The organism is Variovorax sp. GW821-FHT09D07 (assembly GCF_059416345.1).
Genome location: NZ_JBWKOY010000016.1, coordinates 24,147 through 40,808 on the forward strand (window position 1 = coordinate 24,147; position 16,662 = coordinate 40,808).

The window sequence follows — 16,662 nt, forward strand, 5'->3', positions numbered from 1 at the left end:
CCGCATGCACCCGCACCCGACCGGCGTCCTGGCGACAAGACCTGCACCATGCCCGCACCGCTGCGGGGTCGCTTGCGAAAACTGGCTACCGGGGCCCGGCTCGCGGGTTCACCCGGAGGGTTGGGTCGCTCAGACCGTGCGCGGCTTCACGCGCGAGGCGGCTTCCTTGGCCAGCTTGCGGGCCGTGTCGGTGTCGGCCGCATGCACCAGCGCCACGCCCATGCGGCGCTTGACGAAGCTCTCGGGCTTGCCGAACAGGCGGATGTCGCTGCCGGGCACCTGCAGCGCCTCGGCCACGCCGTCGAAGGCGATGCCGGTGGCGTCCACGCCGCCGTAGATCACGGCGCTGGCACCCGGGCTCTTGAGTGAGGTGTCGACCGGCAGGCCGAGGATGGCGCGCGCGTGCAGCTCGAACTCGTTCTGCCACTGCGTCGCCATGGTGACCATGCCGGTGTCGTGCGGGCGCGGGCTGACCTCGCTGAACCAGACCTCGTCGCCCTTCACGAACAGCTCGACGCCGAACAGGCCCTGCCCGCCCAGGTCGGCCGTGACGGCCTGCGCGATCTGCTGGGCCTTCTGCAGCGCGGCCGGCGCCATGGGGTGCGGCTGCCAGCTTTCCACGTAGTCGCCGCTGACCTGCACGTGGCCGATGGGGTCGCAGAACTTGGTTTCGACAGCGCCCGCCGCGCCCTTGGCGCGCACGGTCAGCAGCGTGATCTCGTAGTCGAAGTCGATGAAGCCCTCGACGATCACGCGGCCATGGCTCACGCGGCCGCCGGCCATGGCGTAGTCCCAGGCCTTCTGCACGTCGGCGGGGCCGTCGATCTTGCTCTGGCCCTTGCCGGAGCTGCTCATCACGGGCTTGACGATGCAGGGATACCCGATGCCGCCGTCGATGGCGGCCTGCAGCTCGGCCAGCGAGTCGCAGAACTTGTAGGGGCTGGTGGGCACGCCCAGCGTCTCGGCCGCCAGGCGGCGGATGCCTTCGCGGTCCATCGTGAGGCGAGCGGCGCGGGCCGTGGGAATCACGCGCACCACGCCCGCGTCTTCCAGCTGCTGCAGCATGGGCGTGGCGATGGCCTCGATCTCGGGCACCACCAGCGTGGGCTTCTCGGCCTCGATCAGCGCCTTGAGCTGGTCGGGGTCGCTCATGGTGATGGTGCGCGCGTGGTGCGCCACCTGCTGGCCGGGGGCGTTCTCGTAGCGGTCGACGGCGATGGTCTCGACGCCCAGGCGCTGCAGGGCGATCAGCACCTCCTTGCCGAGCTCGCCGGAGCCGAGCAGCATCACGCGGGTGGCGGAAGGGGACAGGGGGGTGCCGAGGGTGGTCATGCGAGGGCTCGAAAAAATGGGGTTGAAAACAATCGCAGCACTGTAAGCCACCCCGGGCCGGTGTCGCCCACGGGAACGGCGACCCCTCCGGGCTGATTCACAATGACCGCCATTGCGCGACGGCGGCCTTGCGCCCGCCCTCGCCTCCGATTTTCTTTTTTTGTTTCAAGGAGCATTTTTCATGACGATTCAGACTGTGGGCATCATCGGCGCCGGCACCATGGGCAACGGCATCGCCCAGGCCTGCGCGGTGTCGGGTGTCAACGTGGTGATGATCGACGTGGCCCAGGCCGCCGTCGACAAGGGCATCGCCACCATCTCGGGCAGCCTCGACCGCCTGATCAAGAAGGAAAAGCTCACGGCCGAGCAGAAGGCCGCGGCGCTGGCGCTGATCAAGGGCTCGACCGACTACAACGACCTCAAGGGCGCGCAGCTGGTCATCGAGGCCGCCACCGAGAACCACGCGCTCAAGCTCAAGATCCTCAAGCAGGTCGATGAGCTGGTGGGCCCCGAGGTGATCATCGCGTCGAACACCTCGTCGATCTCGATCACGCAGCTGGCCGCCGCCACCTCGCGCGCCGACCGCTTCATCGGCATGCACTTCTTCAACCCGGTGCCGATGATGGCGCTGGTGGAGCTGATCCGCGGCTACCTCACGAGCGACGCCACGCACGACGCCGTGAAGGCGCTGGCCGAGAAGCTGGGCAAGTCGCCCATCACGGTGAAGAACGCGCCGGGCTTCGTGGTCAACCGCATCCTGGTGCCGATGATCAACGAGGCTTTCTTCGTGCTGGCCGAGGGCCTGGCCACGGCCGAGGACATCGACGCCGGCATGAAGCTGGGCTGCAACCAGCCCATCGGCCCGCTGGCCCTGGCCGACATGATCGGCCTGGACGTGTGCCTGGCCGTGATGGAGGTGTACCTGGAGCAGTTCGGCGATTCCAAGTACCGCCCCTGCCCGCTGCTGAAGGAAATGGTCGCCGCCGGCCAGCTCGGTCGCAAGACCGGCCGCGGCGTCTATACGTACTGATCCGGCATTCCATAAAAACAAGGAGACAAGCAACGCCATGACCGCCACCCCCACCACCCCGCCCGCCGAAGGCTGCATCGACACGCAGGTGCTCGACCACGTGCTGCTGATCGGCATCAACCGCCCCGCCAAGCGCAACGGCTGGACGCCGCCGATGTTCAAGCAGCTGGCCGAGGCTTACACGCGGCTGGACGACGACCCCAGCCTGCGCGTGGGCGTGCTGCATGCGTTCGGCGACCACTTCACGGCGGGCCTGGACCTGCCGGCGGTCACCGAGTACATGAAGCGCGGCGAGAAGGCGATCCCGGCCGGGCTGGTGGAGCCGCACGACTTCGGCCTGGAGGGCTACCGCCGCCGCACCAAGCCGATGGTGGCGGCCGTCAAGGGCATCTGCTTCACGGTGGGCATCGAGCTGATGCTGGGCGCCGACATCGTGGTGGCGGCCGACAACTGCCGCTTCTCGCAGATGGAAGTGCAGCGCGGCATCATGGCCACGGGCGGCGCCACGCTGCGCATGGCCGAGCGCGCGGGGCTGGGCAACGCGATGCTGCACCTGCTCACCGCCGACGAGTTCGGCAGCGCCGAGGCCTACCGCCTGAACTTCGTGCAGAAGGTGGTGCCGGCCGGCCAGGAGCTCGACGCGGCGCTGCAGATCGCGCAGCGCATCGCGGCCCAGGCGCCGCTGGCCGTGCAGGCCACGCGGCTCAACGTGCTCAAGGCGATCGAACACGGGCCGCTGGCGGCCGTGGCGGAATTCATCGAGACGCAGAAACGCCTGTCGAACAGCGAGGACGCGGCCGAGGGCGTGCGCTCGTTCATCGAGCGCCGGCCTGCGCGTTTCAGCGGCCGCTGAGGCCATTGAAGCTGTTGATTTCTGTTCCGTTTCTGTCGTCCACTGGAGCCCGTTGCATGCCCTCTTCTTCTGTGTCGTCGTTTCTCTTCTTTCAACGCACGGCGCTGGCCGCCGCCTTCACCCTTCTTGCCGTGAACACCAGCCTCGCCCAGACCCCGCCGGCGCCCGCGCTGCCCGATCCCGCCGCCACCTCGGTCGAGGCGCTGGGCTGGATGCAGGGCTTTCCGCCGCCGCCCGACAAGCAGATCACCTTCGACAACCCGGTCGGCGGCGTGTACCCGCGCATCCGCTGGAGCTTCTCGCACGTGCGCGAGACGGTGCCCACGGCCAACGTGTGGCGCGGCCCCGGCGCCGCCAGCCCGCTGCCGGCGGCCAAGCCCCGCTTCGACATCGAGGCCGTGCGCTTCCAGCCCATGGGCGGCGGCGAGGCGCAGACCTTCGGCCAGATGATCGCGCGCACCTACACCGACGGCATCCTGGTGCTGCACCGCGGCCAGGTGGTCTACGAGAAGTACTTCGGCGCGCTCACGCCCGAGCGGCCGCACCTGGCGATGTCGGTCACCAAGTCCTTCGTGGGCACGCTGGCGGCCATCCTCGCGCAGGAAGGCACGCTCGACCCGTCGGCGCCGGTCACCAAGTACCTGCCCGAGCTCAAGGACACGGCCTACGGCGACGCCACGGTGCGCCAGGTGATGGACATGACCATCGGCGTGCGCTACTCCGAGAACTACGCCGACCCGAAGGCCGAGGTCTGGGACTATGCACGCGCCGGCGGCATGCTCACGCAGGGCGCCAACTACACGGGCCCGAAGTCGTTCTACGAGTTCCTGGCCACGCTCAAGAAGGAAGGCACGCACGGCGACGCCTTTGCCTACAAGACGGTCAACGCCGAGGTGCTGGCCTGGATCGTGCGCCGCGCGTCCAACCGCTCGCTGGCCGACCTGCTGAGCGAGAAGATCTGGCGCCGCATCGGCGCTGAGCAGGACGCGTATTTCATGGTCGACCGCATCGGCACCGAGTCGGGCGGCGGCGGCCTGAACACCGTGCTGCGCGACATCGCGCGCTTCGGCGAAACGCTGCGCAACGGCGGGCGCGCGCCCAACGGGCAGCAGGCGATCGCCAAGGCCGTGGTCGACGACATCCAGCGCGGCGCCGACCCGGCCAAGTTCGCGAAGGCGGGCTATGCGCTGCTGCCGGGCTGGAGCTACCGGAACATGTGGTGGGTCTCGCACAACCCGCACGGCGCGTACATGGCGCGCGGCATTCACGGCCAGAGCATCTACGTCGACCCGAAGGCCGAGATGGTGATCGTGCGCTACGCCGCGCACCCGATCGCCGCCAACGCGGGCAACGACCCGCTCACCCTGCCCGCCTTCCAGGCCATGGGCGAGGCGCTGATGAAGCCCGAGCCCTGATGAGGCGGTGAGAAGAAGGAAGACGGGTCAGCCGGCCGCCGCCGGGGCCCGTGCCTTCGCGATGACGAGCAGGCCGTCCATGATCAGGCTCTCGACCAGTTCGAAGTCCCCGTTCATGGCGGGCGCCATCTTCCAGCCCGCGCCGCCGGTCATGAAGCAGGCCGGCTCGGCGCCGCAGTGCGAGCGCACGTGCTGCACCATGCGCTCGACCGCCCCCGCGATGGCGTAGGTGCCGCCGCTGGTCAGCGCGTCGCTGGTGTTGGTGGGAAATTCGCGCACCTCGCCGGTGGGCACGTGCAGGCCCGCCGTGCCCGATTCGAGCGCGCGCAGCATGATGCCGTGGCCCGGCAAGATGAGGCCGCCCAGGAACTTGCCGCTGGCATCGATCGCCTCCACGGTGACGGCCGTGCCGATCAGCACCACCACCATCGGCCGCTCGGGCCCCTGCGACAGCATGCGGTGGCGCGCGCCGATCATGGCCACGAAGCGGTCGGCGCCCAGCCGCGTCGGATGGTCGTAGCCGTTGACGATGCCGGCCTCGCCCGCGCTCGACACCACCCAGCGCGGGGCGCAGTCGAAGCGCTCGGTGATCTGCTCTTCGGCGCGCCGCCGCAGGGTGTCGCCGGCCACGACGCAGCCCAGCATGGAACCGGGCGCCGGCAGGTCGGCCCAGGGGCCATCGGCCAGGCGTTCGATGTGGTCGAGAAACTCGGCACCATGGGCCTGCAGTGCCGCACCGGGGAAGGCCCCCTCGTAAAGCGCCCACTTGAGCCGGGTGTTGCCGATGTCGATGGCGAGGAAGGGGGAAGACATGCGCGCGATTATTGCGACTTTGTTGTTATTCCTGCTGGCGCCTCTTTGACAGTCGCGGCGCGGGCCTACGCGGAGGGTCCCGGTTCCGCCGCTACATTCGCCTTTTCCATCCACCACGGCACAAGGAGAAAACCATGGGATTGCTCAGCTTCATCAAGGAAGCCGGTGAAAAACTGTTCGGCGGCTCGTCGGCCCAGGCGGCCACGCCCGATGCGAACACGGCAGCCGCCGCGGCCATCAAGACCTACATCGAGACCCAGAACCTCGGCCTCACCGGACTGGAAGTGACCTACACCGCCAGCAGCGGCGTCGTCACCCTCGCGGGCCAGGCGCCCTCGCAGGAAGCCAGCGAGAAAGCCGCGCTCGCCGCGGGCAACGTGGCCAACGTGACGAGCGTGGACAACAACCTCGTCGCCCCGGCCGCGCCGCCCGCCCAGTACCACGACGTGGTGCGCGGCGACACGCTCTCGGCCATCTCGAAGAAGTACTACGGCGACGCCAACAAGTACAACGCGATCTTCGAAGCGAACAAGCCGATGCTGTCGCACCCCGACAAGATCTATCCGGGACAGAAGCTGCGCATTCCGGCGCTCTGACCACCGCAACGGCGCCTCGCTAGGCGCCGTTGTGCCGCCAGGCCCCTGGCGACACGCCGTACTCGCGCTTGAACGCGCGGTTGAAAGCGGCTTCCGATTCGTAGCCCACGCCTTCGGCGATGCGCGCCAGGTTGCCCTGGTCCTTGCGCAGCATGCCGGCGGCCAGGACCATGCGCCAGCGCGCCAGGTAATGCATGGGCGGCGCGCCCACCAGTTCGGTGAAGCGGTCCGCCAGCACGCTGCGCGAGACGTGGATTTCCTGTGCCAGTGCATCGACCGTCCAGTTGCGCGCGGGCTCGGCGTGCATCAGCGCCAGGCAGCGGCTCACGTGGGGGTCGCGCAGGCCCGCCAGCCAGCCCGGGTTGTTGGCGGGCATGGATTCGATGTAGCCGCGCAGCACCTCGGTGAACAGCACTTCCGCCACCTTCGCGGCCACCATCTCCGAGCCGGGCGTGTGCGAAGCCGCATCACCCAGGACGAAGTTGACCGACTGCTCGATCCACGGGCCTGCCGGCCTGCTGCGCAAGGGTGTGGTGAACAGGCGCGGGATGTTCGCCATGACGGGGTTGGGCGCATCGCCTTCGTACGCGAACCAGCTGCAGACCAGCAAGGTGCGGTCGCCCTGGCCGCCGTAGCGCACGCGCGCCAGTTCGGGCGCTCGCGGGCTCACCACATGCGACATGTCCACCGCCGCATGCTGCAAGCCGCTGCCCAGCACATGCGAATCGCCATGCGGCGCGGCGATCACGTCGCCGGCGTGCGCGCGCACCGGCGCCTCGCCTTCGACCTGGGCCCAGCATTCGCCTTGCAGCACGAGGTGGCAGATGGCCAGCCGCTGTGCGCCGGGCCTGAGCACCTGCGCGATGTCCGCGCCCCTGGGTACCTTGAAGCACCAGGGTGCATACATGTCCCCGTTCAGGAACAGCGCGCCCTCCAGGCGGATGGTCCGCAGCACGTCCGACAAGACATCCATGGTCACCTCCCGGCAAGCGAGGGCGGGGTTCCGGACAACAAGTCCGGCGAGACGGGCAATACAGGACGGCTTCGCGTCGGCACCATCGATCCTGGTCGCCTTCGACCGATTCTAGACAGGAGTACCGCCATGCCCAAGTTCGTCATCGAGCGAGAGATCCCCGGCGCCGGCCAGTTCACCGCGGCGGACCTGAAAGCCATCTCGCAAAAATCCTGCGGCGTGCTCAGCAGCATGGGCACCGACATCCAGTGGATCCACAGCTACGTGGCCGACGACCGGATCTACTGCGTCTACCAGGCCACCGACGAGGCCCTCGTGCGCCGGCACGCGGAGCTCGGCGGCTTCCCGGCCAACCGCGTGGACCGGGTGTACAGCGTGATCGACCCGGCCACGGCCGAGTGAGGCGGGCGGCGCGCTCTAGTTCTGGCGCCAGGGCAGCCCGCGCTTGCGCCAGCCGCCGATCAACCCGCGGTGCCCGTTCTCGTCCGGGTTGCCCTCGAAGCCCTCGAGGATGTTGTAGGCCTGCGCACCCAGCTCGGTCGCGCGCTTGGCCGCCGCGATCGAGCGCACGCCGCTGCGGCACAGCAGCACCAGCTTCTTGCCGCCCTCTGCGGCGGCACGCACGCCGTCGTCGAAGGCCGGGTTGATCGCCATGCCCGGCCACTGCTTCCAGGCCAGCGGCACGGCGCCGGGCACGTAGCCGACCCACTCGCGCTCGGCGTCGGTGCGCACGTCCACCAGCACGGCCTCGCCGCTCGCCATCCACTGCGCCGCCTGCTCGGGCGTCACGTCGCCGGCGTAACCTTTTTCTCCAACGGGTTCACTCATGGTTGCTTTCTCTCTCGAATCTCTAGGGTAAGCCCGGAGCCTTTGGCGGCTGCGGGCGATCGATCTGCACGCCGGATGATGGAATTTTTCACCGGTTCGTGAAAACCCTGTTTGTCACAAGGTGTGGCGCGCCAAAGATGGCGGTCGCGGCCAGTCGAAACCATAACGTGAAGACGACGGCCTGGGTGTTCCGGTCAGAGAACTATATGGAGAGACACATGACAGACAGCAAATCGCCCCGCCGTCGCAGCCTTCTCAAGGGCGCGGCGGTGGCCGCAGGCGCGATGTCCGCGCCGATGGTCAGCATGGCCCAAACCACGTCGCTGCGTTTCCAGAGCACCTGGCCGGCGAAGGACATCTTCCACGAGTACGCCAACGACTTCGCCAAGAAGGTGAACGACATGGCCGGCGGGCGCCTGAAGATCGAGGTGCTGCCCTCGGGCGCCGTCGTGCCCGCCTTCCAGCTGCTCGAAGCGGTGAACAAGGGCACGCTCGACGGCGGCCACGGCGTGGTGGCCTACCACTACGGCAAGAACTCGGCACTGGCGCTGTGGGGGTCGGGCCCCGGCTTCGGCATGGACGCCAACACCGTGCTGGCCTGGCACAACTACGGCGGCGGCAAGGCGCTGCTCGACGAGATCTACAAGAGCCTGAACATGGAGGTGGTGTCGTACCTGTACGGCCCCATGCCCACCCAGCCGCTGGGCTGGTTCAAGAAGCCGGTGGCCAAGGTCGAGGACATGAAGGGCCTGAAGTTCCGCACCGTGGGCCTGGCCGTGGACATGTTCACCGAGATGGGTACCGCGGTGAACCCGCTGCCCGGCGGCGAGATCGTGCCCGCGCTGGACCGCGGGCTGATCGATGCGGCCGAGTTCAACAATGCCTCGAGCGACCGCGTGCTGGGCTTTCCCGACGTGGTGAAGAACTGCATGCTGCAGAGCTTTCACCAGTCGGGCGAGCAGTTCGAGGTGCTGTTCAACAAGGGCAAGTACGCAGCGATGCCGCAGGAGCTGCGCTCCATCATCGACTACGCCGTGCAGGCCGCCAGCGCCGACATGAGCTGGAAGGCGGTGCAGCGCAACTCGCAAGACTATGCCGACATGAAGAAGGCCGGCATCAAGTTCTACAAGACGCCCGACGCCGTGCTGCGCGCGCAGCTCGCGGCCTGGGACAAGACGGTGGAAAAGAAAGCCGGCGAGAACCCGCTCTTCAAGAAGGTGCTGGAGTCGCAGCGCGTGTTCGCCGAGCGTGCGCTGCAGTGGCAGAACGATTACGGCGTCGACTTCAAGATGGCCTACAACCACTACTTCGGCAAGAAGAAGAGCTGAGCCCCGGTCTTCGCGCGCCCCGTGTCGCGCGCGCCGTCCCCCTTGCAGGGGGCAACACCTGTGGCCCGGCATTGCCGGTTCCACGGTGTTCCTGGAATGGGCCTTGCCCGCATCAACATGACCATCCAACGCTTCCTCCACGCCGTCGACCGGTTCAGCATGCTGGTGGGCAAGACCTTCTCGTGGCTCATCGTCGCGCTGATGTTGCTGGTGTGCGGCGAGGTGTTCAAGCGCTATGCGCTGAACGCGCCCACGGCCTGGATCTTCGATGCCAACAACATGCTGTACGGCACGCTCTTCATGATGGGTGGCGCCTACACGCTCTCGCAGGCCGGCCATGTGCGCGGCGATTTCTTCTACGGCAGCATGAAGCCGCGCACGCAGGCCGCGCTCGACCTCGTGCTGTTCGCGGTTTTCTTTCTGCCCGGCGTGGTGGCGCTCACCTGGTCGGGCTGGACCTACTTCGGTGAATCGCTCGCGATGCGCGAACAGACCTTCAACGCCGACCCGATTCCGGTGTACCCCTTCAAGTTCGTGATCCCCGTGGCCGGCGCGGTGCTGCTGGTGCAGGGCCTCGCCGAGATGGTGCGCTGCGTGCTGTGCCTGAAGACCGGCGTATGGACGCCGCGCCTGAAAGACGCCGAAGAAATGGACGTGGTCGGCGACCAGCTCGCCAGCAGCAGCTACGTGAACGAGGCCGACAAGCGCGAGGTGATCGAAAAAGCCCACGCCATCGAACAGGCTGCGCAGCAACGCAAGAGCGACACGACGGGAGGTGCGGCATGAGCGAGCCCGCACTCGGCCTGCTGATGCTGGGCCTGATCGTCTTCGTGATCATGCTCGGCTTTCCCACGGCGTTCACGCTGATGGGGCTGGGCATGTTCTTCGGCTTCATTGCCTTCTACGACCCCGCCTCGCCCTGGCTCGACAACAAGGTCTTCGACCTGATGGTGCAGCGCGCCTTCGGGGCCATGACCAACGAGACGCTGCTGTCCATTCCGCTCTTCGTGCTCATGGGCTACGTGATGGAGCGCGGCGCGCTGGTCGACAAGATGTTCCACAGCGTGCAGCTCGCCTTCCGCCGCGTGCCGGGCTCGCTGGCGGTGACCACGCTCATCGTGTGCACCTTCTGGGGCATCGCGAGCGGCCTGGTGGGCGCGGTGGTGGTGCTGATGGGCGTGATCGCGATGCGCCCCATGCTCAACGCGGGCTACGACACGCGGCTGGCGGCCGGCGTGATCACGGCCGGCGGCACGCTGGGCATTCTCATTCCGCCCTCGGTGATGATCATCGTGTACGCGGCCGTGGCCGGGCAGTCGGTGGTCAAGCTCTATGCGGCGGCGATGTTCCCGGGCTTCTTCCTCGCCCTGCTGTACCTGATTTACGTGATCGGCTGGGCCGTGCTGCAACCGAAGGTGGCGCCCAAGATGCCGATCGACCAGCAGCGTGCCCCCATCACGCCCTGGGTGGCCCACCTCGCGGCCAGCTACTCCCCGCGCATGCTGCCCGCGCTCGCCGCGGCCGTGGTGGCGCCGGGGCGTGCCTTGCGCGGCGCGGTCGAAGGCGTGCGCCTGAGCTGGTGGATGCTGCTGCGCGGCCTGCTGAGCGCGCTGGTGCCGCTGGCGCTGGCCGCGGTCACGCTGGGCTCGGTGTGGTGGTACGTGACCATCTACTCGCAGAAGGACAACAACGCGGCGGCCCCCGTGGCCACGCAGCAGGCGACGCAGAAGACCGGCGATCCCGCAGCCGCCGCGCCGGCTGCAGCCGAGCCGTCAGGCACCGGTCTGGCCGAGCCGCCGAGCACCGACGAACCCGCGAACACCACCGAAAGCAGCGGTCTGCAGGAGCCCCCCGGCGGGGTCGAGGAACCTCCCGGCAGCGAGCCCGCCGCAGCCCCTGCCAGTGAAGGCGGCCTGCAGCAGCTGGGCGACGCGGTCGAGGCACCCAAGACCGCCGCGGTGCCCGATGCTTTCTACACCGGCTTCTGGGTGGCCTGCCTCTTCACGCTCGCGCTGCTGGGCTGGTACTACTGGCGCATGGACGCGGAGCAGTTCGAGATCCTGCGCATGCTGGTGTCGTCGGTGATGCCGCTGGCCACGCTCACGCTGGTGGTGCTGGGCGTGATTTTGTTCGGCATCACCACCGCCACCGAGTCGGCGGCGGTCGGCGCGGCCGGCGCCTTCCTGATGGCGTGGCAGGCCGGCACGCTGAACTTCAAGAAGATCAAGGAGGCGGTGTTCCTCACGCTCAAGACCACCTCGATGGTCTGCTGGCTCTTCGTGGGCTCGGCGCTGTTCTCGGCGGTGTTCGCGCTGCTGGGCGGCCAGCGCATCGTCGAGGAGTGGGTGCTGAGCATGAACCTGTCGCCGCTGCAGTTTTTGCTGCTGTCGCAAGCGATCATCTTCGTGCTGGGCTGGCCGCTGGAGTGGACCGAGATCATCGTGATCTTCGTGCCCATCTTCCTGCCGCTGCTGGCGCACTTCCAGATCGATCCGCTGCTGTTCGGCGTGCTGGTGTTCGTGAACCTGCAGGCGGCATTCCTGTCACCGCCGGTGGCGATGTCGGCCTTCTATCTGAAGGGGGTGTCGCCGCCGCACGTGACGATCAACCAGATCTTCGCGGGGATGATGCCGTACATGCTGATCGTCATCCTGTGCATGGTGTTCATGTACATCTGGCCGGGACTGACGCTGTGGCTGCCGCAGTACCTGTACGGCTGAACGCGCGCGCCTTCTCAGGCTGAGGCCGGGCGCCGTGCGAAGCGGCGGCGCTCGAGCAGCTCGAACAGGCCCATGCCCAGCAGCATGGCGCCCACGAAGACCAGCGCCTTGACCTCGCCCGTGCCGAGCGAGACCAGCGCAGGCCCGGGGCAGAAGCCCGCGATGCCCCAGCCGACGCCGAACAGCAGGCTGCCGCCGACCAGGCGGCGGTCGATGTGACGCAGGCTGGGCAGCGTGAGCGGCCCGCCGAGCAGCGACTCCTTGCGACGGCCGGCCAGCAGGAAGCCGACGGTGCTCACCGCCACCGCGCCGGCCATCACGAAGGCGAGCGACGGGTCCCAGGCCCCACCCACGTCAAGAAAGCCCAGGATCTTGGCCGGATTGGCCATGCCGGAGACGATGAGGCCGAGCCCGAAGACAAGGCCGGCGAGCAAGGAAGCAATGGCGGTCCACATGGCAGGTCTCCCGGTTCAGAGGTTCAACAGGTGGCGCACCACGAAGACCGTGGCGAACCCCGCGGCCATGAAAGCCAGCGTGGCGACCAGCGAACGCGGCGAGCGCCGCGCCAGCCCGCACACGCCGTGGCCGCTGGTGCAGCCCGCGCCATAGCGCGTGCCCACGCCCACCAGCAGGCCGGCCAGCGCGAGCGTGCCGTAGCCCGCGTCGATCTGCGCCGCAGGCAGCACGGCGAACAGCCCGTAGACGAGTGGTGCGCCGACCAGCCCGAGCACGAAGGCCGCGCGCCAGGCCATGTCGCCCTTCATGGGGCGCAGCAAGCCGCCCAGCACGCCGCTGACGCCGGCGATGCGCCCGTTGAGCAGCACGAACATCGCGGCGGAAAGTCCGATGAGCACGCCGCCGGCCAGTGCGGCCCAGGGCGTGAAATGAGGCCAGTCGATGGTGGGCATCTTCAGTTCTCCTTCGGGCAGTAGAGGCGGTACAGCACCGCCAGGATCTCGAGCAGGGCCGGGTCGGCCACGCGGTAGTAGATGTTCTTGCCCTCGCGGCGGGTGTCCACCACGCCTTCGGTGCGCAGCACCGACAGCTGCTGCGACAGGGTGGGCTGGCGGATGCCCAGCGTGCTCTCGAGGTCGCTCACGCACATCTCGCCCTGCGAGAGCTGGCACAGCAGCAGCAGCCGGGCCTCGTGGGCCAGCAGCTTGAGCACGGCGACGGCCTGGCCGGCAGCGCTGCGCAGCAGTTGGGGGTCGATGGCGTGGGTCGGGGTCTTCATGGGGAAATGACAGTTCGCGAAATAACATTATATGAATTCATATAATATTTGTCGCTTGATTGAATGAACGACGGCCTGGCCTCCAGGCACCGCAGAAGGAGCGCCGATGACCCCGACCCCCATGCCCCCACGCGCCACCACCCAGGCCTTCTTCGATCCCGCGACGGGCACGGTGTCCTACGTGGTCTGGGACCGTGCGACGAAGCGCGCCGCCGTCATCGACCCGGTGCTCGACTACGACTTCCGCTCCGGCCACACCGACACCGCCTCGGCCGACCGCCTGCTGGCCTACGTTCACGCGCAGGCGCTGCAGGTCGACTGGATCCTGGAGACCCACGCGCACGCCGACCACCTCTCGGGCGCGCGCCATGTGCAGTCGCAGGCCGGCGGGCGCATCGCCATCGGCGAGCACATCCGCACGGTGCAGGCCACCTTCCGCAGCCTCTACAACCTGGAACGCGACTTCCTGCCCGACGGCAGCCAGTTCGACCACCTGTTCAAGGACGGCGAGCGCTTTCACATCGGCGAGATCGAGGCGCAGGCCCTGCGCGTGCCCGGCCACACGCCGGCCGACATGGCCTACCTCGTGGACGACGCGGTCTTCGTCGGCGACACGCTCTTCATGCCCGACCTGGGCAGCGCGCGCGCCGACTTTCCGGGCGGCGACGCGCGCGAGCTCTACCGCTCGATGCGCCGGCTGCTCGCGCTGCCGCCCGAGACCACGCTGTACGTCTGCCACGACTACCCACCCGCCACGCGCGAGCCCCGCTGGCAGAGCACGGTGGCGCAGCAGCGCGCCCACAACATCCACGTGCGCGACGGTATCGGCGAAGACGAGTTCGTGCGCATGCGCACCGCGCGCGACGCCACGCTCGAAGTGCCGACGCTGATCCTGCCGTCGATGCAGGTCAACGTGCGCGGCGGCCGCCTGCCGCCGCCCGACGACAACGGCGTGGCCTACCTGCGCATTCCGCTGAACACGCTGCCGGGCCACCGCCCGCGCACCACGACGGCCTGAGGCCTGCGTGAACTAGCGCCGCCGCTCCACATACGGCCGCGCCTGCAGCAGCACGATCTTGTCGCCCACCGTCGCCCACTCGATGTCCTGGTCGACCGCGTTGAAGGTGCGCTTCACCGCCGCGCCCACGTTGGCGAGCCGCACCACCAGCTCGTCGGTCAGCACGTGGCGGCCCACTTCCACGGGCACTTCCTTCACGCCGCCGTCCTTGTCCAGCTGCAGCGCCGTCTCCTCGGCCGAGCGGCTGAGCACCTGGATGGCCTTGGACCAGCTCGAGTACATCACCTGCTCCGCCACGCGCTTGCCCTCGACCACGCGGATGCCGATGCCGCGCTTGGCCGAGATGTAGGTGACGTGCGGGTGGCCCGCGTCGAAGGGGTCGCGCGTGATCATCACGCCGGCGTTGGTCGAGTCGATGGCGGTCTGCACGAACACGCCCATCAGCACCGACTCGGCGCCGAAGCCCGCGGCGCTGCGCGCCTCCCAGGCCTCGGGGTTGAACACCGAGGCCCAGACCTTCTTCACCGCGAGTTCGAGCGCGTCGCCCGTCTTCACGTTGGGCACCGTCGTGTAGAGCCCCGCGCCGCTGAAGCCCGGCAGGTCTTCCGAGTTGGACGAGCTGCGCACGAACACGCCGCCCCCGCCCAGCTGCGCCTGCCACGCCGCGCGCCAGGCCGCCGCAGTGGCGGGCTCGACCGGCCATTGCACGATCTCGTCGCGCAACTGCGCCAGCGCCTTCTGCCGCACCTGCGGGTCGCCCGCGAAGCCGGGCTGCTGCTGCATGCGCGCGATGCGCTCGGCCAGCCCGTTCGACCGCATGAAGCGGTCGTAGTGCGCGAACGGAATGCAGAAGCCGTCGGGCACGGTGGTCGAGGGAATGCGCGCGGCCAGCACCGCGCCGAGGTTGGCCGCCTTCGAGCCGCATTGCACGCTGTGGCGCGCGCGCAGCGAGGCCAGGGGCAGCAGGCGCGTCTCGCGCAGATCCGGCTTCGCTGCCTTGCTACCAGGCAGCGCGCCGGTGGCGGCGGCACGCACGGCGCGCGGCGGCAGCGCGGCGATTTCCTCCGGCGTGAGGCGGCGCAGCTGGTAGCCCGAGGCCGCCACCTTCAGCGCCACCCACTGGCCCGCGTGCGCCTTCAGCACGGTGGCGGCGTCGCGCACGTAGGCGTTCGGAATGCCCCAGCCCTTGGCCAGCAGGTTGACGTGCGACAGCGCCGTGGACGGCCGCTCGGTGAGCACGCCGGCCACCGGCGGCAGGTTGATCGGCACCTCGCGCAGCACGGCGATGTCGTCGGGCAACAGCGCGTTCAGGCCCGAGGCGTCGTTCACGATGCGCACGCGGCCCGTGGCGGTGCCCAGGTTCATCGGCAGGAAGGGTTGCTCGCGGATCAGCGCCTCCTGGCTCACGAAGTCGATGCCGGCCTCCTTCGCGATGCGCTCGTGCAGCGTGGAGTTGGTCTTGAACTTCACCGGCGCGAAGAAACTGGCCTTCACCTGCGCCTCGGCCTCGCGCAGCAGCGGCACCGTGAGCCGGTCGCCTTCCCAGAACTCGTAGGTGAAGGTGCCGATGTTCTGCTGCCAGCTCAGCGTGCCGAACAGGAAGCGGCGGTCGGGCACGAGGTAGTTGCGATCGATCTCGCGCTTGATCGTGTTCGGCGTGAGCCGCGTGTCGCGCAGGAAGCGCACATGCAGCTGGAAGCGCGGCGTGTCGATGTAGTGCATGCGCGCCGGCTTGGCCTGCCGGTCGATCGCGAACAGCACATGGGCCAGCTGCATCGGCGTGCCGGCGTCGTAGACGCGCGCCAGCGTGTCGAAATCGCCCTGGCTGCGCAGCGCCGGCAACGAGGCGGGCACGGCGGGGCGCGGCACCAGTTGCGCAGCCGGGCCTTCGGGCTGCGACTGGTTCTGCTGCTGGTAGTACGACGGCTTGCGCGCGAGCTGCGCGCCGGCCGGCGCGACGGCCATCGCGCACAGCGCCAGGACCGGCAGCCACGCCAGTGCCGCGCCGTCCTTTTTCTTCTGCCTGTTGGAATCGTTCTTCATGGGGCTCCTCCTTCATTGCCGACAAGCGCGAATTCTCGCTGGCGGCCCGCCCCGTTTTTCGCGCTTCGCCGCGCTACGTCGCCTGCGTCGACTGGCCGCATTGCGCGCAGAACTTCGCGCCGGGCGCCATCGCCGTGCCGCACTGCCGGCAGGCCGCGGGCAGCATCGACGTGCCGCATTGCTGGCAGAAGCGCGCACCGGCGGCGTTCACCGCGCGGCAGGCCGGGCAGGCGCTGCCGCCGGGCGGCGGTGGCGGTACGTCGCGGCCGTACCCATAGCCACCTTGCGAACCATGGTGCCCGCCACCACCGCCGTGGCGCGCGCCGCCATGTCCACCGAAGAGTCGTTCCAGCATGCCCATGTGTTTCTCCCTTGCGTCGTGCAACAGGCCGGTGGCAACGTCGCCGGTGGCGATGAATTCCCGCGGGCCTGACTGCAGTGGATTCCCTGAAGCAGCTTCAGGGTCAAGCGCCCCTCGG

General features: G+C 68.7%; 18 protein-coding genes. 9 read left to right on the forward strand and 9 right to left on the reverse strand.

Features of this window, described 5'->3' with window-relative positions; genetic code table 11:
• Nucleotides 1-129 precede the first annotated feature (129 nt).
• On the reverse strand, nt 130-1,332 hold the full coding sequence (gene purT / locus AC07OX_RS30940) for a formate-dependent phosphoribosylglycinamide formyltransferase (RefSeq protein ID WP_495261511.1): 1,203 nt from the start codon (nt 1,330-1,332) through the stop codon (nt 130-132).
• A 181-nt stretch (nt 1,333-1,513) separates the two neighbouring features.
• Here purT and AC07OX_RS30945 point away from each other — a divergent pair, with 181 nt between their 5' ends.
• Genes AC07OX_RS30945 through AC07OX_RS30955 form a run of 3 tightly spaced genes read left to right on the forward strand, consistent with a single transcriptional unit; the run spans nt 1,514 to nt 4,630 of the window.
• Complete coding sequence (locus tag AC07OX_RS30945) at nt 1,514-2,362, forward strand: 3-hydroxybutyryl-CoA dehydrogenase (protein WP_062478806.1); 849 nt, start codon at nt 1,514-1,516, stop codon at nt 2,360-2,362.
• Between the two features lie 37 nt (nt 2,363-2,399).
• Nucleotides 2,400-3,215 (forward strand): crotonase/enoyl-CoA hydratase family protein, encoded by an 816-nt coding sequence (locus tag AC07OX_RS30950; RefSeq protein ID WP_487847427.1) that lies wholly within the window; start codon nt 2,400-2,402, stop codon nt 3,213-3,215.
• A 56-nt stretch (nt 3,216-3,271) separates the two neighbouring features.
• Nucleotides 3,272-4,630: a serine hydrolase domain-containing protein gene (locus AC07OX_RS30955; protein WP_307581838.1), complete on the forward strand. Its 1,359-nt coding sequence runs from the start codon at nt 3,272-3,274 to the stop codon at nt 4,628-4,630.
• Nucleotides 4,631-4,657: 27 nt separating this feature from the next.
• Here the strand turns inward: AC07OX_RS30955 and AC07OX_RS30960 are convergent, their stop codons facing one another.
• Nucleotides 4,658-5,443: a type III pantothenate kinase gene (locus tag AC07OX_RS30960; protein WP_487847428.1), complete on the reverse strand. Its 786-nt coding sequence runs from the start codon at nt 5,441-5,443 to the stop codon at nt 4,658-4,660.
• Nucleotides 5,444-5,577: 134 nt separating this feature from the next.
• Between AC07OX_RS30960 and lysM the strand changes: the two genes are divergently transcribed.
• Nucleotides 5,578-6,039 (forward strand): peptidoglycan-binding protein LysM, encoded by a 462-nt coding sequence (gene lysM / locus AC07OX_RS30965; RefSeq protein WP_062478819.1) that lies wholly within the window; start codon nt 5,578-5,580, stop codon nt 6,037-6,039.
• Between the two features lie 19 nt (nt 6,040-6,058).
• Here the strand turns inward: lysM and AC07OX_RS30970 are convergent, their stop codons facing one another.
• Nucleotides 6,059-7,012, reverse strand: coding sequence for an AraC family transcriptional regulator (locus AC07OX_RS30970; protein ID WP_495261510.1), 954 nt, complete (start codon nt 7,010-7,012; stop codon nt 6,059-6,061).
• Between the two features lie 129 nt (nt 7,013-7,141).
• On the opposite strand from AC07OX_RS30970, the gene AC07OX_RS30975 reads away from it, so the two are divergent.
• Nucleotides 7,142-7,414, forward strand: a complete 273-nt coding sequence (locus AC07OX_RS30975) for a DUF4242 domain-containing protein (protein ID WP_095950262.1) — start codon at nt 7,142-7,144, stop codon at nt 7,412-7,414.
• A 15-nt stretch (nt 7,415-7,429) separates the two neighbouring features.
• On the opposite strand, the gene AC07OX_RS30980 is transcribed toward AC07OX_RS30975, so the two are convergent.
• Nucleotides 7,430-7,840, reverse strand: coding sequence for a rhodanese-like domain-containing protein (locus tag AC07OX_RS30980; protein ID WP_369630479.1), 411 nt, complete (start codon nt 7,838-7,840; stop codon nt 7,430-7,432).
• A 218-nt stretch (nt 7,841-8,058) separates the two neighbouring features.
• Here AC07OX_RS30980 and AC07OX_RS30985 point away from each other — a divergent pair, with 218 nt between their 5' ends.
• The 3 genes from AC07OX_RS30985 (at nt 8,059) to AC07OX_RS30995 (ending at nt 11,888) form a co-directional block, all read left to right on the forward strand.
• On the forward strand, nt 8,059-9,168 hold the full coding sequence (locus AC07OX_RS30985; RefSeq protein WP_070061869.1) for a TRAP transporter substrate-binding protein: 1,110 nt from the start codon (nt 8,059-8,061) through the stop codon (nt 9,166-9,168).
• A 117-nt stretch (nt 9,169-9,285) separates the two neighbouring features.
• Nucleotides 9,286-9,954, forward strand: a complete 669-nt coding sequence (locus AC07OX_RS30990; protein ID WP_095747756.1) for a TRAP transporter small permease subunit — start codon at nt 9,286-9,288, stop codon at nt 9,952-9,954.
• Nucleotides 9,951-11,888 carry a TRAP transporter large permease subunit gene (locus AC07OX_RS30995; RefSeq protein WP_095747068.1) on the forward strand — a complete coding sequence of 646 codons (1,938 nt, stop codon included), beginning with the start codon at nt 9,951-9,953 and terminating at the stop codon, nt 11,886-11,888. The genes AC07OX_RS30990 and AC07OX_RS30995 overlap by 4 nt, the downstream gene beginning before the upstream one ends.
• 14 nt (nt 11,889-11,902) lie before the next feature.
• On the opposite strand, the gene AC07OX_RS31000 is transcribed toward AC07OX_RS30995, so the two are convergent.
• The 3 genes from AC07OX_RS31000 to AC07OX_RS31010 are packed head-to-tail and all read right to left on the reverse strand — an operon-like array spanning nt 11,903 to nt 13,122.
• A complete protein-coding gene (locus tag AC07OX_RS31000) occupies nt 11,903-12,343 on the reverse strand; it encodes a YeeE/YedE family protein (RefSeq protein ID WP_159279515.1) in 441 nt (146 codons plus the stop codon).
• A 15-nt stretch (nt 12,344-12,358) separates the two neighbouring features.
• On the reverse strand, nt 12,359-12,796 hold the full coding sequence (locus tag AC07OX_RS31005; protein WP_369630483.1) for a YeeE/YedE family protein: 438 nt from the start codon (nt 12,794-12,796) through the stop codon (nt 12,359-12,361).
• A 2-nt stretch (nt 12,797-12,798) separates the two neighbouring features.
• The gene (locus AC07OX_RS31010; RefSeq protein WP_062478840.1) at nt 12,799-13,122 is read right to left on the reverse strand and encodes an ArsR/SmtB family transcription factor; all 324 of its coding nucleotides are present in this window, start codon (nt 13,120-13,122) and stop codon (nt 12,799-12,801) included.
• 106 nt (nt 13,123-13,228) lie between these two features.
• Between AC07OX_RS31010 and AC07OX_RS31015 the strand changes: the two genes are divergently transcribed.
• Complete coding sequence (locus AC07OX_RS31015) at nt 13,229-14,140, forward strand: MBL fold metallo-hydrolase (protein ID WP_495261509.1); 912 nt, start codon at nt 13,229-13,231, stop codon at nt 14,138-14,140.
• A gap of 12 nt (nt 14,141-14,152) precedes the next feature.
• On the opposite strand, the gene AC07OX_RS31020 is transcribed toward AC07OX_RS31015, so the two are convergent.
• Both AC07OX_RS31020 and AC07OX_RS31025 read right to left on the reverse strand, forming a co-directional pair.
• Nucleotides 14,153-16,183, reverse strand: a complete 2,031-nt coding sequence (locus tag AC07OX_RS31020) for a PEP/pyruvate-binding domain-containing protein (protein WP_495261508.1) — start codon at nt 16,181-16,183, stop codon at nt 14,153-14,155.
• 73 nt (nt 16,184-16,256) lie between these two features.
• Entirely contained in the window at nt 16,257-16,538 is a 282-nt protein-coding gene (locus tag AC07OX_RS31025) for a double zinc ribbon domain-containing protein (protein WP_307697090.1), read from the reverse strand.
• Nucleotides 16,539-16,662 lie beyond the last annotated feature (124 nt).

Excerpts from the sequence above, each read along its gene's own strand:
- purT (WP_495261511.1), bottom strand. The coding sequence starts at position 1,332 with ATGACCACCCTCGGCACCCCCCTGTCCCCTTCCGCCACCCGCGTGATG.
- AC07OX_RS30945 (WP_062478806.1), top strand. The coding sequence starts at position 1,514 with ATGACGATTCAGACTGTGGGCATCATCGGCGCCGGCACCATGGGCAAC.
- AC07OX_RS30950 (WP_487847427.1), top strand. The coding sequence starts at position 2,400 with ATGACCGCCACCCCCACCACCCCGCCCGCCGAAGGCTGCATCGACACG.
- AC07OX_RS30955 (WP_307581838.1), top strand. The coding sequence starts at position 3,272 with ATGCCCTCTTCTTCTGTGTCGTCGTTTCTCTTCTTTCAACGCACGGCG.
- AC07OX_RS30960 (WP_487847428.1), bottom strand. The coding sequence starts at position 5,443 with ATGTCTTCCCCCTTCCTCGCCATCGACATCGGCAACACCCGGCTCAAG.
- lysM (WP_062478819.1), top strand. The coding sequence starts at position 5,578 with ATGGGATTGCTCAGCTTCATCAAGGAAGCCGGTGAAAAACTGTTCGGC.
- AC07OX_RS30970 (WP_495261510.1), bottom strand. The coding sequence starts at position 7,012 with ATGGATGTCTTGTCGGACGTGCTGCGGACCATCCGCCTGGAGGGCGCG.
- AC07OX_RS30975 (WP_095950262.1), top strand. The coding sequence starts at position 7,142 with ATGCCCAAGTTCGTCATCGAGCGAGAGATCCCCGGCGCCGGCCAGTTC.
- AC07OX_RS30980 (WP_369630479.1), bottom strand. The coding sequence starts at position 7,840 with ATGAGTGAACCCGTTGGAGAAAAAGGTTACGCCGGCGACGTGACGCCC.
- AC07OX_RS30985 (WP_070061869.1), top strand. The coding sequence starts at position 8,059 with ATGACAGACAGCAAATCGCCCCGCCGTCGCAGCCTTCTCAAGGGCGCG.
- AC07OX_RS30990 (WP_095747756.1), top strand. The coding sequence starts at position 9,286 with ATGACCATCCAACGCTTCCTCCACGCCGTCGACCGGTTCAGCATGCTG.
- AC07OX_RS30995 (WP_095747068.1), top strand. The coding sequence starts at position 9,951 with ATGAGCGAGCCCGCACTCGGCCTGCTGATGCTGGGCCTGATCGTCTTC.
- AC07OX_RS31000 (WP_159279515.1), bottom strand. The coding sequence starts at position 12,343 with ATGTGGACCGCCATTGCTTCCTTGCTCGCCGGCCTTGTCTTCGGGCTC.
- AC07OX_RS31005 (WP_369630483.1), bottom strand. The coding sequence starts at position 12,796 with ATGCCCACCATCGACTGGCCTCATTTCACGCCCTGGGCCGCACTGGCC.
- AC07OX_RS31010 (WP_062478840.1), bottom strand. The coding sequence starts at position 13,122 with ATGAAGACCCCGACCCACGCCATCGACCCCCAACTGCTGCGCAGCGCT.
- AC07OX_RS31015 (WP_495261509.1), top strand. The coding sequence starts at position 13,229 with ATGACCCCGACCCCCATGCCCCCACGCGCCACCACCCAGGCCTTCTTC.
- AC07OX_RS31020 (WP_495261508.1), bottom strand. The coding sequence starts at position 16,183 with ATGAAGAACGATTCCAACAGGCAGAAGAAAAAGGACGGCGCGGCACTG.
- AC07OX_RS31025 (WP_307697090.1), bottom strand. The coding sequence starts at position 16,538 with ATGCTGGAACGACTCTTCGGTGGACATGGCGGCGCGCGCCACGGCGGT.